Source organism: Thioalkalivibrio sp. ALE28, from assembly GCF_000377425.1.
Classification (GTDB): domain Bacteria; phylum Pseudomonadota; class Gammaproteobacteria; order Ectothiorhodospirales; family Ectothiorhodospiraceae; genus Thioalkalivibrio.
The window spans coordinates 21,459-34,652 of sequence record NZ_KB898099.1; the positions used below are offsets into that span (position 1 = coordinate 21,459).

Annotated in this window: 15 protein-coding genes; 12 read left to right on the top strand and 3 right to left on the bottom strand. The window is 63.8% G+C overall.

Going from position 1 to position 13,194, the window contains the following annotated elements; genetic code table 11:
- Positions 1–413: 413 nt before the first annotated feature.
- The 3 genes from D105_RS0108140 to D105_RS0108150 are packed head-to-tail and all read right to left on the bottom strand — an operon-like array spanning position 414 to position 3,240.
- The gene (locus D105_RS0108140; protein ID WP_018865546.1) at positions 414–1,802 is read right to left on the bottom strand and encodes an NAD(P)(+) transhydrogenase (Re/Si-specific) subunit beta; all 1,389 of its coding nucleotides are present in this window, start codon (positions 1,800–1,802) and stop codon (positions 414–416) included.
- Positions 1,799–2,110 (bottom strand): NAD(P) transhydrogenase subunit alpha, encoded by a 312-nt coding sequence (locus D105_RS0108145; RefSeq protein WP_017942675.1) that lies wholly within the window; start codon positions 2,108–2,110, stop codon positions 1,799–1,801. Before D105_RS0108145 ends, D105_RS0108140 begins: the two co-directional genes overlap by 4 nt.
- On the bottom strand, positions 2,107–3,240 hold the full coding sequence (locus tag D105_RS0108150; protein ID WP_038032844.1) for an NAD(P) transhydrogenase subunit alpha: 1,134 nt from the start codon (positions 3,238–3,240) through the stop codon (positions 2,107–2,109). The genes D105_RS0108145 and D105_RS0108150 overlap by 4 nt, the downstream gene beginning before the upstream one ends.
- 377 nt (positions 3,241–3,617) lie before the next feature.
- Between D105_RS0108150 and D105_RS0108155 the strand changes: the two genes are divergently transcribed.
- The 12 genes from D105_RS0108155 to D105_RS0108210 all read left to right on the top strand — a co-directional run bounded on the left by D105_RS0108155 (position 3,618) and on the right by D105_RS0108210 (position 13,193).
- On the top strand, positions 3,618–4,199 hold the full coding sequence (locus D105_RS0108155; protein ID WP_018878109.1) for an HNH endonuclease: 582 nt from the start codon (positions 3,618–3,620) through the stop codon (positions 4,197–4,199).
- Positions 4,200–4,312: 113 nt separating this feature from the next.
- Entirely contained in the window at positions 4,313–5,407 is a 1,095-nt protein-coding gene (gene hemH / locus D105_RS0108160) for a ferrochelatase (protein WP_018878110.1), read from the top strand.
- Positions 5,408–5,441: 34 nt separating this feature from the next.
- A complete protein-coding gene (locus D105_RS0108165) occupies positions 5,442–6,200 on the top strand; it encodes a molybdopterin-binding protein (protein WP_018865550.1) in 759 nt (252 codons plus the stop codon).
- A gap of 355 nt (positions 6,201–6,555) precedes the next feature.
- On the top strand, positions 6,556–7,506 hold the full coding sequence (locus D105_RS14210) for an ABC transporter permease (RefSeq protein ID WP_038032845.1): 951 nt from the start codon (positions 6,556–6,558) through the stop codon (positions 7,504–7,506).
- Positions 7,507–7,649: 143 nt separating this feature from the next.
- A complete protein-coding gene (locus tag D105_RS0108175; protein WP_018878112.1) occupies positions 7,650–8,432 on the top strand; it encodes an ATP-binding cassette domain-containing protein in 783 nt (260 codons plus the stop codon).
- 59 nt (positions 8,433–8,491) lie between these two features.
- A complete protein-coding gene (locus tag D105_RS0108180; RefSeq protein WP_081618736.1) occupies positions 8,492–9,283 on the top strand; it encodes a GntR family transcriptional regulator in 792 nt (263 codons plus the stop codon).
- Entirely contained in the window at positions 9,280–11,025 is a 1,746-nt protein-coding gene (locus tag D105_RS0108185; RefSeq protein ID WP_018865555.1) for a fumarate reductase/succinate dehydrogenase flavoprotein subunit, read from the top strand. Before D105_RS0108180 ends, D105_RS0108185 begins: the two co-directional genes overlap by 4 nt.
- 12 nt (positions 11,026–11,037) lie before the next feature.
- Positions 11,038–11,271: a ferredoxin family protein gene (locus D105_RS0108190; RefSeq protein ID WP_017942684.1), complete on the top strand. Its 234-nt coding sequence runs from the start codon at positions 11,038–11,040 to the stop codon at positions 11,269–11,271.
- 11 nt (positions 11,272–11,282) lie between these two features.
- Positions 11,283–12,242 carry a HEAT repeat domain-containing protein gene (locus tag D105_RS0108195; RefSeq protein WP_018865556.1) on the top strand — a complete coding sequence of 320 codons (960 nt, stop codon included), beginning with the start codon at positions 11,283–11,285 and terminating at the stop codon, positions 12,240–12,242.
- A gap of 49 nt (positions 12,243–12,291) precedes the next feature.
- On the top strand, positions 12,292–12,615 hold the full coding sequence (gene fdxA / locus D105_RS0108200; RefSeq protein ID WP_018865557.1) for a ferredoxin FdxA: 324 nt from the start codon (positions 12,292–12,294) through the stop codon (positions 12,613–12,615).
- A gap of 6 nt (positions 12,616–12,621) precedes the next feature.
- Positions 12,622–12,846, top strand: a complete 225-nt coding sequence (locus D105_RS0108205; RefSeq protein WP_026279139.1) for a hypothetical protein — start codon at positions 12,622–12,624, stop codon at positions 12,844–12,846.
- Complete coding sequence (locus D105_RS0108210; protein WP_018865559.1) at positions 12,846–13,193, top strand: gamma-butyrobetaine hydroxylase-like domain-containing protein; 348 nt, start codon at positions 12,846–12,848, stop codon at positions 13,191–13,193. The genes D105_RS0108205 and D105_RS0108210 overlap by 1 nt, the downstream gene beginning before the upstream one ends.
- The last annotated feature ends 1 nt before the right edge of the window (position 13,194 follow it).

Consider the following 13,194-nt stretch of genomic DNA (forward strand, 5'->3'; position numbering starts at 1 on the left):
ATCCACAAAAGCTGTGGATAACTCTGTGGGTGAAACGGGGGGAAGGGCCCTAAATGCTTGTTACTGCTGGGGGCGTCTTGGATTGGCCAAAAATCGACCAGAAGCCAAAAGAATCGAATAAACAGATAGTTACGGGGTTTATGTGAAACGGAGTGCGCGCTCTGTGTGCTAAGCGGCCGTTGGTTTCATCGCTTGTGGGTAGTCTGTACAGGGTGTGTACAATTGTGACGCCGTCCCGGGTGTTCATCGGGCCTTGAGGAAACAGTGATTCATGCGCACGCAAAAGCGACTCGAGCGCCAGTGTGTACATTGAGCAGTGTTTCCCGAGCCAACAAAAAACCCGGCACCGCGAGGCGGTTGGCCGGGTTTCGGTGGCGGGACCCGTATCCGGATCTCGCATTTGGGGCGGGCTACTAGCCGAGGGCCTTGACCGATGCCACGAGCTCGGCGGCCACCTTCTGGCCGTCGCCGTAGAGCATCTGGTTGTTGTCGGCGTAGAACAGGTGGTTCTCGATGCCCGAGAAACCGGAACCCTTGCCGCGCTTCACGCAGATGACGTTGTGGGCCTGGTCGGCGTTCAGGATCGGCATGCCGTAGATCGGCGATTCCGGGTTGGTCCGGGCCACCGGGTTCACGACGTCGTTCGCGCCGATCACCATCGCGACATCCGCGGTCTTGAACTCCTCGTTGATCTCGTCGAGGTCGAAGATGATGTCGTAGGGCACGCCGGCCTCGGCCAGCAGTACGTTCATGTGCCCGGGCATGCGGCCCGCGACCGGGTGGATCGCGAACTTCACGTCCACGCCGCGCTTCTGCAGCAGCTGGGTGAATTCCCAGATCTTGTGCTGCGCCTGCGCGACGGCCATGCCGTAGCCCGGCACGATGATGACCTTCTCGGCGTAGGCCATCATGATCCCGGCATCGTTGGCCTGGATCTCCTTCATCGTGCCTTCGATCTCTTCCTCGGCGCCGCCGGCGGAGCCGCCGAACTGGCTGAACAGGATGTTCTTGATCGGGCGGTTCATCGCCTTGGCCATCAGCTGGGTGAGCAGCGTACCGGCCGCGCCGACCACGATACCGGCGATCATCAGCGCCGGGTTGTCGAGCACGATGCCCTTCAGGCCGACCGCCAGGCCGGTCAGGGCGTTGTACAGCGAGATGACCACCGGCATGTCGGCGCCGCCGATCGGCAGCGTCATCAGGATGCCGAAGGCCAGCGCCAGGACGAAGAACAGCAGCAGCGTCGCCGAACCGATCTCGCCGCCGCCGGTGGCCATCAGGAAGCCGAGGATCACGGTGATGGCAAAGATCGCGATGTTTACGACCTGCTGGCCAGCGAAGGTGAAGGTCTTCTTCATCAGGCCCTGCAGCTTGGCGTAGGCCACCAGCGAGCCGGAGAAGGCCACCGAGCCGATCAGCGAGCCGGTCACGGCGATCGCCAGGCCGGTGTTGCTGACGGTTTCCGGGGTCGCCTGCAGCAGGTAGATCGCGCCGATGCCGGCCGCGGCGCCGCCGCCCATGCCGTTGTACAGCGCGATCATCTGCGGCATGTCGGTCATCGCGACCTTCTTGCCGCTCCACCAGGCCAGCGCACCGCCGATGGCGATACCCAGGATGATCAGGGTGTAGTTCACGCCGCCGGAGATCTCCGGATGCACGAAGGTCACGAGCGTGGCGATCACCATGCCCACGCCGGCCCAGATGATGCCCGGCCGCGCGGTGGTCGGCGAGGACATCTGCTTGAGGCCGACGATGAACAGTACCGCCGCCGCAAAATAGGCGAGGTTGATGATCATGCTCATGCGTTATCTCCCTTCTTGTCGTCCTTCTTGCTGGTCTTGAACATCTCCAGCATGCGTTCGGTGACGACGTAGCCACCCACGGCGTTGCCCGCGGCCAGGATCACGGCGACAAAGCCGATGGCCTGTTCCAGCGGGGTCGTGGCATGGCCCAGCGCGACCATGGTCCCGACCAGCACGATGCCGTGGACGAAGTTGGAACCGGACATCAGCGGGGTGTGCAGGATGACCGGCACCTTGGAGATGATCTCGTAGCCGGTGAAGGCCGCGAGCATGAAGATGTACAGCGCGATAAAGCCTTCGATGATCATGAGTTCGCTCCCTTCAGGGCCTCGCGGGTGGCCTCGTGCACGATCTCGCCGTCGCGGGTCAGCACGCTCTTGGCGATGACCTCGTCATCCCAGTCCGGCTGGAACTCGCCGCCCTCGGCGATCATCGGCGTGAGGAAATTGAGCAGGTTCTTTGCATACATCTCGGAGGCATGCAGCGGCACCTGCGAGGGCACGTTCAGCGGCGCGTGGATCACCACGCCCTTGTGCTTGCTGGTCTTGCCCGGCTTGGACAGTTCGCAGTTGCCACCACCCTCGGCCGCCAGGTCGATGATGACCGCGCCGGGCTTCATGCCCTCGACCATGTCCTTCGGGACCAGTTTCGGCGCGTCGCGGCCCGGGATCGCGGCGGTGGTGATCAGCACGTCGGCCTTGGAGATGAACTCGCCCAGGGCATCCTGCTGCTGTTGCTTCTCTTCCGCGGTCAGTTCGCGGGCGTAGCCGCCTTCGCCCTCGGCGGAGACGCCCAGATCGAGGAACTTCGCACCCAGCGACTCGACCTGCTCCTTGGTGGCGGAGCGCACGTCATAGGCCTCGACCATCGCGCCCAGGCGCTTGGCCGTGGCGATCGCCTGCAGCCCGGCCACGCCGGCGCCGATCACGATGACTTTGGCCGGGCGGATGGTGCCGGCCGCGGTGGTCAGCATCGGGAAGAAGCGGCAGGACAGATCCGAGCCCATGATCGCGCCCTTGTAGCCGACCACGGCCGCCTGCGAGGACAGCACGTCCATGCTCTGGGCGCGCGAGATGCGCGGGATCAGCTCCATCGCGAAGCTCAGGATCTTGCGCTCCTGCATCGCCTTGACCACGTCCGGATTGCGGTGGGCATGGAACAGGCTGACGACGGTGGAGCCCTCCGGCAGCTGGTTGACCTCTTCCACCGTCGGTGGGGCCACGCGGACCATCAGGTCCGACTGGCCGTAGGCCGTCTCGGTATCGACCACGGTGGCCTTCTCGTAGGCCGTGTCCGGGAAATGGGCATTGGAGCCGGCACCCTTCTCCAGCTGCACGGTGACGCCCAGATCGCTGAACTTGGCCGCCACCGTCGGATCCAGGGCCACGCGACGTTCGCCGCTGGCGGACTCCTTGGGAACGGATAATTTGATTGCCATGCGCTCTCTCCCCGGGCCAAACGTCCCGTACTCCCCTGGGACGATCAGCCGCGCTCGCGGGTGGTGAAATCGGATGCGGCACGCCTGAAGCGGGCATGCCGCACAAAAAACGACCCGCGAGTGTAGCGGAATCGCCCCCGTGCTTAAACCGTGTCCTGCGCTTGCAGGGTCTTGTTCCGGGCCGCGGAGCGTACGATACCTCGGGTCATGGCGTTGTAATTGCTTTGTTCTCGAAGGCTGTTTATTGTTTTTCCGGTCAGTGTTGCCCTGAGGGAGACGCGGGCGTGCGATTCAATCAGCGTCTCCCAAAGGGGGCATGGATTTGTTCACTCGATCCGGCGTGAGCAAATCCGTGTTTCCTTGAGACGGGACGGGTCATGTTGCCGAACGAGCATCAGGTCCTGCGCACGGACGCCGCGGGCATGCCGCTGGAGTGGATCGGCCTGGAGCAGGCCGTGCGCCTCTACTATACGGAGCAGGTGGCCTACACCTGTGGCAGCCCGCTTTATCGCATGCGCGGCGGCATCAACGCCCGCACCGGGCTGCAGTCGCGGATCGAGGTCAACTCGATCATCGCCACCTTTGGGACCCGCCAGTCCCGCTTCAACGACTACATCCCTCCGCTCAACAACACCACCCTGTTCCGCCGCGATGCCCACCTGTGTCTGTACTGCGGCCAGCATTTCTACGAGCGCGACCTGTCGCGCGACCATGTGACCCCCATCAGCCAGAACGGCGAGGACACGTGGACCAACGTGGTCACCGCCTGCAAGCGCTGCAACAACCACAAGGCCGGGTTCACGCCGGAAGAGGCCGGGATGCAGCTGCTGGCCATCCCGTTCACGCCAACCCATGCCGAGTACATCTTCCTCAAGGGCAAGCGCGTGCTGGCCGACCAGATGGAGTTCCTGCAGGCGCACTTCCCGCGCACCAGTCCCCTGCGCGGCCGTCTGGGCTGAACCGGCGCTGGCTGCCCCCGGGTCGCCGGCGCGCTATCCTTGACCGCTGAACCAAATGGCGCTGCGCCACTCCGACAGGGAGTCAGCGTCCCCTCATGTCGGCAAGGAGCACCATGAAGTACTTCGGAGAAGCGGATTATCGTCACGGCCAGGCGCGCGACGTCGGCGTATTGCTGACCAACCTCGGCACGCCGGACGAACCCACCGCGCCCGCCCTGCGCCGCTACCTGAAGGAGTTTCTCTGGGATCCGCGCGTGGTCGAGGTCCCGCGCCCGATCTGGTGGCTGATCCTTAACGGCGTCATCCTCAACATCCGTCCGAAGCGCTCGGCCGCCAAGTACGCCACCGTGTGGACCGACGAAGGTTCGCCGCTGCTGGCGATCTCGAAGCGCCAGGCCGAGGGTGTGCGCCGCCGCCTGGCCGAGCAGGCAGGGGAGGAGATCCCGGTTGCGCTGGGCATGCGCTATGGCAACCCGTCGATCGCCGCGGGGCTGGACGAGCTGCGCCGCCAAGGTGTGCGCCGCGTGGTCGTGCTGCCGCTGTACCCGCAGTACTCGGCCAGCACCAGCGGCTCCACCTTCGATGCCGTCGCCGATGTGCTCAAGGGCTGGCGCTGGGTGCCGGACCTGCAGTTCATCGCCGCCTACGACGCCCAGCCCGGCTACATCGAGGCCCTGGCCAGCAGTGTGCGCGAGCACTGGCAGGAGCACGGCCAGGCCGACCGCCTGGTGATGTCCTTCCACGGCATCCCCAAGCGCTACCTGCTGCAGGGCGACCCCTACCACTGCCTGTGCCATGCCACCGGGCACAAGCTGGCGCAGGCGCTGGGGCTGAATGACGACCAGTGGCAGGTCACCTTCCAGTCGCGCTTCGGGCGCGAGGAGTGGCTGCAGCCCTACACCGACAAGACCATGGAGGCCCTGCCGGGGCAGGGCGTGCGCTCGGTGGATGTGATCTGCCCCGGCTTCTCCGCCGACTGCCTGGAGACGATCGAGGAGATCGGCGACGAGAATCGCGAGATCTTCCTCGAAGCCGGTGGCGAGCGCTTCCACTACATCCCGGCCCTCAACGACCGCGCCGACCACCTCGACTTCCTGGCCGGGCTGCTGCACCAGCATCTGGCGCCGTGGCTCAACGATCCGGACAATGCCCCCGAGGCGCGTGCCGCGGCTCGCGAGCGCGCGCTCGCGCTGGGCGCCAAACAGTAACGTGGCGAAGGCCGGGGCGATGGACGGACCCGTGATGGCTGAACGGGAGCCGGGCGAGATCGAGATCGGCGCCGTGATCATTGGCGACGAACTCCTCAGCGGCAAGCGCCGGGACCGGCACCAGGCGCACCTGACCGAGGCGCTCGCCGAGAAGGGCCTGGAGCTATCGTGGATTCGGATCGTGGGTGACAACGCTCGCCTGTTGGTGCAGACGTTCCGCGAAACCCTGGCAAGCGGAGCCGAGGTGTTCAGCTTTGGCGGTATCGGAGCGACCCCGGATGATCGCACCCGCGCCTGCCTGGCCGAGGCGCTGGGTCGCCCGCTCCAGCGCCATCCGGAATTTGTCGATCTGCTGGAACGCCGCTTCGGTGACGAGGCCTATCCGCATCGTATCCGCATGGCCGAATTGCCCGAAGGCGCCAGCCTGATCCCGAACCCGATCAACGGTGTGCCCGGGTTTCGCTGCGAACGGCATTATTGTGTACCCGGATTTCCTGCCATGGCCGAGCCCATGGCGCGCTGGGTGCTGGACCAACGCTTCCCCCAGCGCAACGCGGAAGCCGGTTCAGTGGAAGAGAGCCTGATCCTGCAAAACACCACCGAGAGCTCGCTGGTGCCGGTGCTTGAGGCAATAGAGGCCGCATTCCCGGACCTGCGTATTTCCTGCCTTCCGCGCATGGATCGCGACGCGCCGCGGGTCGAATTGGGCGTACGCGGTCCCCGCGCCCGCGTCACCGAAGCCCATGCACGGCTACGCCAGACTTTGATCGAAGCGGGCTTCTTGGCCCACTGAGTCCTGGAGAGGTGCGCGATTCAATTCGCGTTTCCCCGATCGTCGGCGGCCTGCCGATCCTTGCCGCACTTGTCATCATGCACCTCGTATTTTCGGATTTGAGCGCCCCGTCGTGGGGCGCGTTCGCCCTTACGTGATGCACGGGGTCCGTGTCGCCGCCTGGTTCCCTTTCCCTCTGAACCGATAAGCCCTCTTCGAAACAGCATCTTAACCCCCTTTCTCGATGCCCCCGGGGCATTGGCATGGATGCTGCAAACACTTCCAGGCGTAAGAACACGTCAGAACAAGTTGAGTCGTGGCGTTACCGATCAATCCATTGGGCAAGACCTGATGGCCTCGAGGGAAGGGGTTTCAAATGACGAACAAGACTGTGCCGGTAGCAGACGAGACGGTGGAGAGTTCTCCTTCCGCGCCCGACAACCCGACGTCGACGGCCCCGGCAGCAGATACCGCGCCTTCGTCACAGGAAGCGCCTCGAGCGGGTGCGTCCTTGTCTGGTGGAGCGGGTGACGCTTCTATCGGCGAACGCCTGAAGGCATCAAGCGCTACCTGGTGGGCACGCTACAGCGTCCGGATGATCTCGGTGGTGGTGCTGATCGGTCTCTGGCATCTGGCCTCCGTCAATGACTTCCGACTGCTCCTCAACTTCGAAAATGTACCTCGGCCCGGGGTTGTAGGCGCGGTGCTGCTGGATCTGTTGTCGTCCGATACTTTCTATCGGCATATCGGTGCCAGCGTCGAGCGCGTCGCCATCGCCTTTGGGTTAGCCACCGTCTTGGGTGTCGCCCTTGGTGTATTCATGGGCCGCAATCGTTTTGTGGAGGATGTCTTCTCTCCCTACGTGGAGATCTTCCGGCCCATCCCGGCGGTGGCCTGGATCCCGCTGGCGATCCTGATGCTCCCTACAGAACAGAGCAGCATTATTTTCATTACCTTTCTCGGGGCCTTTTTCCCGATCGTGCTGAACACCATGCACGGGGTTGATCAGACACCCAAGGACCTCGTGCGGGCCGCCCGCGCTCTGGGCGCTTCCAGTACCTCGATTCTGATTCATGTCGTCCTGCCGGCGGCGCTGCCCAGCATCGTGGCGGGCATGGCCATTGGTATGGGCATCGCATGGTTCTCGCTGCTGGCAGGCGAGATCATCAGTGGCCAGTACGGGATCGGCTACTTCACCTGGAGTTCCTACTCATTGATTCAGTACCCGCAGATCATTGTCGGGATGGTAACGATCGGCCTCCTGGGGACCCTGTCCACGCTGTTGGTGCGCTATGGCGCCCGGCCGTTCCTGCGCTGGCAGCGTTAGGACCAGCCGCACCTCTTTCGGATCATGCTAAGCAACGGGATAGCACAATGAGAATTGGAAATTTCTGGGCCTTTGGCGAAGGGCCCTCACGCAAGAAACCCGCACCGGGTGGGGCGCTGGCGGGTCGTGCCGAGGCAGGCCGAGTGCAGATCTCCGATGTGTCCATCGAGTTCAACACCAATGGCTGCCGTAACCTGGCGGTGGATGGAGCGAATCTGGAGATTGAGCCGGGCGAATTCATCTGTCTGCTGGGGCCTTCGGGTTGCGGCAAGTCGACCTTGATGAATGCGGTGGCCGGCTTCGTCGCGCCCACGGCGGGGCGTGTCGAGGTGGATGGCAAGCGCGTGCGCGGGCCGGGGCCGGAGCGCGGCATGGTGTTCCAGCAGCACTCGCTGTTCCCCTGGAAGAGCGTGCGCAAGAACGTCGCCTTTGGCCCCCGCATGGCCGGTCACTCGAGGACCGAGTCCGACAGTATCGCGCGCACCTTCCTCGGGATGGTGGGGCTTTCGGCTTACGGCAACCACTTTCCGGCGCAATTGTCCGGGGGGATGCAGCAGCGGGTCGGCATCGCGCGCGCCTTGGCCAATTACCCTGACGTATTGCTGATGGACGAGCCGTTTGGGGCGCTCGATGCCCAGACCCGCTCGATGATGCAGCAAAACCTGGTGGATCTGCGCCAGGAGTTCCACACCACCATCGTGTTCGTCACACATGACATCGAGGAGGCTGTGTTCCTGGCGGACCGGATCATCGTGATGAGCGCGAGTCCGGGCCGGTTGATCAAGGATATCCGCGTCGACATCCCGCACCCGCGCACCCACGAGGTAGTGACCGAGCCCCGATTCGTCGAGCTGAAAAAGCAGTGTCTGGACCTGATTCGGGCCGAGACGACTCGGGCATTCGAGCAGCAGGGGCGGTCGGTCTAGAGCCGAAGAGCTACTGGATCCTCTTACACCTCATAACTTGTTATGATAGGCTAGTACATATGATCGATACGCACCGCCAAGCAGGGCTTGCAAGCACGGGACTCCCGCGTCCCGTGAGCCGGTCTGGCGGATCCGGGTCGCTCTACGGCTGGGTCCGCGACAGTCTGCGTCGCGAGATTCTCCAGGGAGTGCGCGCGCCAAACGAACGACTGGCCACCGAGAAGGAGCTGATCGAGGCCTTTGGGGTCAGCCGGATCACCGTGCGCAGGGCGCTTCGCGAGTTGCGCGCAGAAGGTCTGGTGGTAACCGCGCAGGGGCGCGGAATATTTGTCGCCCGCCCGCGGGTGAGCCAGGAGCTGCGGCGCATGGAGGCCTTTGGCGAGACGGTGACCCGTCAGATCGGTGAGGCCGATGTGCGCCTGCTTTCCATGCAGGAAATGACGCCGCCATCGCGGGTGACGCGCGAACTGGGGCTAGCGCCCGAGGACTCGGTCACCCGCATTCGCCAGGTGCAGTGCTTGCGGTCGGAGCCGGTCATGGTCAGTGAGAGCTTTCTGCCGCTGGCCATTGGGCGGCGCATATTCAGCCGCGATCTCACGGTGGACACCTTGTCCGTACTCAAAAATCGCCTGGGCCTCAGGGTGCGGAGTGCCCGTATCGAAATCGAGGCCTGTCACCCGGAGCCAGGGGTACAGGAAGCACTGGCGCTTCCGGTGGAGGCCCCGGTCCTGAAACTCATCCGTGTCTTTCTCGACCGCAGCGGTCGTGCCTTTGACGTGGAGTGTCTGTCGTTCCGCGAAGACACCTTCAACTGCAAGTTCCGTACGGATCCCAATGAGGAGTACCTATGAAAGTCAGCGAAATCGAAACAGTCGAGATGGATGTCCTGGTGATCGGCGGCGGGACCGGCGGTCCTCTGGCGGCCGTCACCGTCAAGGAAGAGAACCCCGAGCTGGATGTCATGTTGCTGGAAAAGGCCAACGTGAAACGTTCCGGCGCGATTTCCATGGGGATGGACGGCCTGAACAACGCCATCATCCCGGGTCGGGCCACGCCCGAGCAGTATGTAAAGGAGATCACCACGGCGAATGATGGCATCGTCCATCAGAAGGCGGTCCTGGCCTATGCCGAGCGTTCCTACGACATGATCCAGAAGCTGGACTCCTGGGGTGTGCACTTTCAGAAGGACGAGACCGGCGATTACGACGTGAAGAAGGTCCATCACATGGGTAGCTACGTGCTGCCCATGCCCGAGGGGCACAACGTCAAGAAGATCCTGTACCGGCGCCTGCGCCGTAACCGGGTGAAGGTGGAAAACCGTTACCAGGCCACCCGCCTGCTGAAGGATCGCGACGGCAAGATCGCCGGCGCCTTTGCGGTGAACACCCGGACCTCCGAGCCCATGCTGATCCGTGCCAAGGCCGTAATCATGGCAACGGGTGCGGCCGGGCGTCTTGGCCTTCCCACCTCCGGCTATTTGTACGGCACCTACGAGAACCCGACCAATGCGGGCGAGGGGCACGCGATGGCCTATCACGCCGGCGCCGACCTGGCGAACCTGGAGTGTTACCAGATCAACCCGTTGCTGAAGGACTACAACGGTCCGGCCTGTGCGTACGTGACCGGCCCGTTGGGCGGCTACACCGCGAATGCCCAGGGCGAGCGTTTCATCGAGTGCGACTACTGGTCGGGCCAGATGATGCTGGAGTTCTACCGCGAGCTGGAAGGGGGCAAGGGCCCGGTCTACCTGAAGGTGGATCACCTCGCCGAGGAGACCATCCAGGAGATCGAGACGGTCCTGCATACCAACGAACGCCCGTCGCGCGAACGCTTCCATGCCGGGCGTGGTACCAACTATCGCGAGCACATGCTGGAGATGCACATCTCCGAGGTCGGTTTCTGCAGCGGCCACTCGGCTTCCGGGGTGTGGATCAACGAACACGGCGAGACCACCGTGCCGGGCCTGTATGCGGCCGGAGACATGGGCTCGGTGCCGCATAGTTACATGCTCGGTGCATTCGTATACGGCCAGATCTGCGGCGAGAGCGCGACGCGTTACGTCAGTGACTGGACTGACGCACCACTGGACGAGTCGCTGATTGCCGCAGAACTCGAACGCGTGATGGCACCGCTGAATGCGGAGGACGGCATTCCGCCGGAGCAGATGGAATACAAGGTGCGCCGCCTGGTGAACGACTACCTGCAGCCGCCCAAAGTGACCAAGAAAATGGAGATCGGACTCAGCCGCATCCTGCAGGTGCGCGAGGACCTGGCCAGGCTCCACGCCCGGGATCCCCACGAACTGCTGCGGGCCCTCGAGGTGCATGCGATTGTCGACTGCGCCGAGATGGCGGCGCGCGCCTCCATGGCACGCAAGGAGTCCCGGTGGGGGTTGTACCACTACTCCATCGACCACCCCGAGCGCGACGACGAGAACTGGTTCTGTCACAGCCGCCTGTACAAGGGCGAGGACGGAACCATGTGCACCGGTACGCGCCCGGTGGACCCCTACATCATCCCGCTGGATGACGACGAGCTGTCGGCCTATCAGTCCATGCGGATCGAAAACACCGACGAAGTCGCCGCCGAATAAAGGGGAAGTGACATGCCTGTAGCGAACCACAAGACGACTGTCCCGGTGGTCGTCGATGAAGAAAAGTGCATCGCCGACAAGGGGTGCCGGGTCTGCATCGACGTCTGCCCGCTGGATGTCCTGCTGATCGACGAAGTCACGGGCAAGGCCCATATGCATTACGACGAATGCTGGTACTGCATGCCGTGCGAGAAGGACTGTCCGACCGACGCGGTCACCGTGAATATCCCGTACCTGCTGAGCTGAAGGTGAACCCGATGAGCCAATACAACGACCCCGAACTGCAGGACATTGCAGACAAGCTGGCCTCCAACGATGTGGAAATGCGCCGAGTGGGGGTGCTTGCCCTGGTGGACAGTGCCGAACCTGAAGCCGCTGATCTGCTGACAATGGCCCTGAAGGACCCCGACCCTTCGGTCCGCCGCGAGGCGGCCAAGGTGGTCGACGAGTTCGAATCCGCCGACATTGCGGATGCCTTGCTGGCAGCCCTCAGCGACAGCGACGAAGCGGTCCGCAATGCTGCAGCACACGCCCTGGCGGACCTGAAGGATACCGATGCGGCGCAGCCGTTACTCGGTGCGCTGAAAGGCAGCGACGATCCATTTGTCATCGTCGGGGTGCTGGGGGCCCTCAAGCCTATGCGGCTTGCCGAGAGCTGCGAACCGGCTCTGGCCTTGCTTCAGCATGCGGATGCCGCCGTGCGTCGTGAGGCGGTATCCGTCCTCGGATGGCTGCGTTCCCCGGCGAATCTTCCGGTCCTGATCGAGCGGGCGCGCGAAGACGCCGACCCGGACGTGCGGCGGGTGGCCGTGAGCGCCCTGTCGTACGGCGATCCGGACTCGATTGGCGATGCCCTGCTGGCCGGGTTGCAGGACGAGAATTGGCAGGTCCGAGCCGAAGCGGCCTCCATGATTGGCAAGCTGCGACTGCGGTTGGCCCTGCAGAGTCTGATCGAAGGCACGCGCGATTCCTTCTGGCAGGTACGTGAGAAGGCCGTTGAGGCCCTGGGCACTTTGGGTGACCCGAAGGCTGTGGAGGCAGTGGGCGTGTGCACCGACGACCCGGTGTCGAACCTGCGCAAGGCCGCGGTTGGCGCCCTGGGCGAGATTGGGGATGCCAAGGCGCAGGCGTACGTGGAAAGCGCGATGGACGACCCGGATCCCGATGTCCGCAAGACCGCCCTTTGGGCCCAGTCGAAGCTGCGCGTGGCGAGCTGATTCGCCGCGTGCTTCACCGAGAGCGACACGTCGCCATACGGAGGCAACCGTGACTTACGTAGTGAACGAGAACTGTATCCGGTGCAAGTACACCGATTGCGTCGAAGTGTGTCCGGCGGACTGCTTCCACGAGGGCCCCAACATGCTGGTGATTGACCCGGTGGAGTGCATCGACTGTGACCTGTGTGTGCCGGAATGTCCGCCCGAGGCGATCCAGCCGGAAGGTGAGTTGGCCGAGGATCAGAAACATCTCCTCGACTTGAATGCCGAGCTAGCGGCTATCTGGCCGCTAATAACGTCGGCAAAGGACCCGCTGCCCGACGCGGAAGAGTGGATCGAACGTTCGGGCAAGCTGGCCGAGCTGGAGCGCTGATTCGTTATGTCTCGCCTTGTTATTACAAGCTGGGTAACGCGTGGCGCCTTTCTCGGGGCTTGGCTGGCCGGCGTGGCCTCCATGCTGGGTGCGCGTCCGGTGGACGACCCGGATAACCCCCTGTTGTGGCCGCCGGTCACCACCCTGGTGATCGAGGAAACTGTGCTCGCCGAACTGGCTCGCACCTGTCCCGTGGAGGGCGGCCCGCTGGCCGCCGGAGGGCGCGCGTAATGAGCATGCAACCGCCGAAGGAGATCCGCCTGCAGGGGCAGGCCGGCGAGGTTCAGTTTTGCTGGCCGACCGGCGAGGTTACCTGCAAGCGTTTCGAGGCATTGCGGCTGGCGTGTCGCTGCGCCCATTGCACTCTGGCCCGGCGTCGGGACGAACCGGTGACAGACGCCACTCAAGTGGACGTGGTCGACATCGTTCCGTTCGGGGTCAGCGGGGTGCGCTTCGTGTTCTCCGATGGTCACGAGCAGGGCATCTATCCGTGGCGCTATCTGTGGGAGATCAGCGCGAGGGCCCCGGCCCATTCAACCAATGATGGAAACACAACCCGACTCGAATCTGGGAGGTAGA

Coding starts and splice junctions, on each gene's coding strand:
- D105_RS0108165 (WP_018865550.1), top strand. CDS start 5,442: ATGGCTGAACGGGAGCCGGGCGAGATCGAGATCGGCGCCGTGATCATT.
- D105_RS0108210 (WP_018865559.1), top strand. CDS start 12,846: ATGAGCATGCAACCGCCGAAGGAGATCCGCCTGCAGGGGCAGGCCGGC.
- D105_RS0108185 (WP_018865555.1), top strand. CDS start 9,280: ATGAAAGTCAGCGAAATCGAAACAGTCGAGATGGATGTCCTGGTGATC.
- D105_RS0108145 (WP_017942675.1), bottom strand. CDS start 2,110: ATGATCATCGAAGGCTTTATCGCGCTGTACATCTTCATGCTCGCGGCC.
- D105_RS0108155 (WP_018878109.1), top strand. CDS start 3,618: ATGTTGCCGAACGAGCATCAGGTCCTGCGCACGGACGCCGCGGGCATG.
- D105_RS0108140 (WP_018865546.1), bottom strand. CDS start 1,802: ATGAGCATGATCATCAACCTCGCCTATTTTGCGGCGGCGGTACTGTTC.
- D105_RS0108150 (WP_038032844.1), bottom strand. CDS start 3,240: ATGGCAATCAAATTATCCGTTCCCAAGGAGTCCGCCAGCGGCGAACGT.
- D105_RS0108180 (WP_081618736.1), top strand. CDS start 8,492: ATGATCGATACGCACCGCCAAGCAGGGCTTGCAAGCACGGGACTCCCG.
- D105_RS0108190 (WP_017942684.1), top strand. CDS start 11,038: ATGCCTGTAGCGAACCACAAGACGACTGTCCCGGTGGTCGTCGATGAA.
- hemH (WP_018878110.1), top strand. CDS start 4,313: ATGAAGTACTTCGGAGAAGCGGATTATCGTCACGGCCAGGCGCGCGAC.
- D105_RS0108205 (WP_026279139.1), top strand. CDS start 12,622: ATGTCTCGCCTTGTTATTACAAGCTGGGTAACGCGTGGCGCCTTTCTC.
- D105_RS0108195 (WP_018865556.1), top strand. CDS start 11,283: ATGAGCCAATACAACGACCCCGAACTGCAGGACATTGCAGACAAGCTG.
- D105_RS14210 (WP_038032845.1), top strand. CDS start 6,556: ATGACGAACAAGACTGTGCCGGTAGCAGACGAGACGGTGGAGAGTTCT.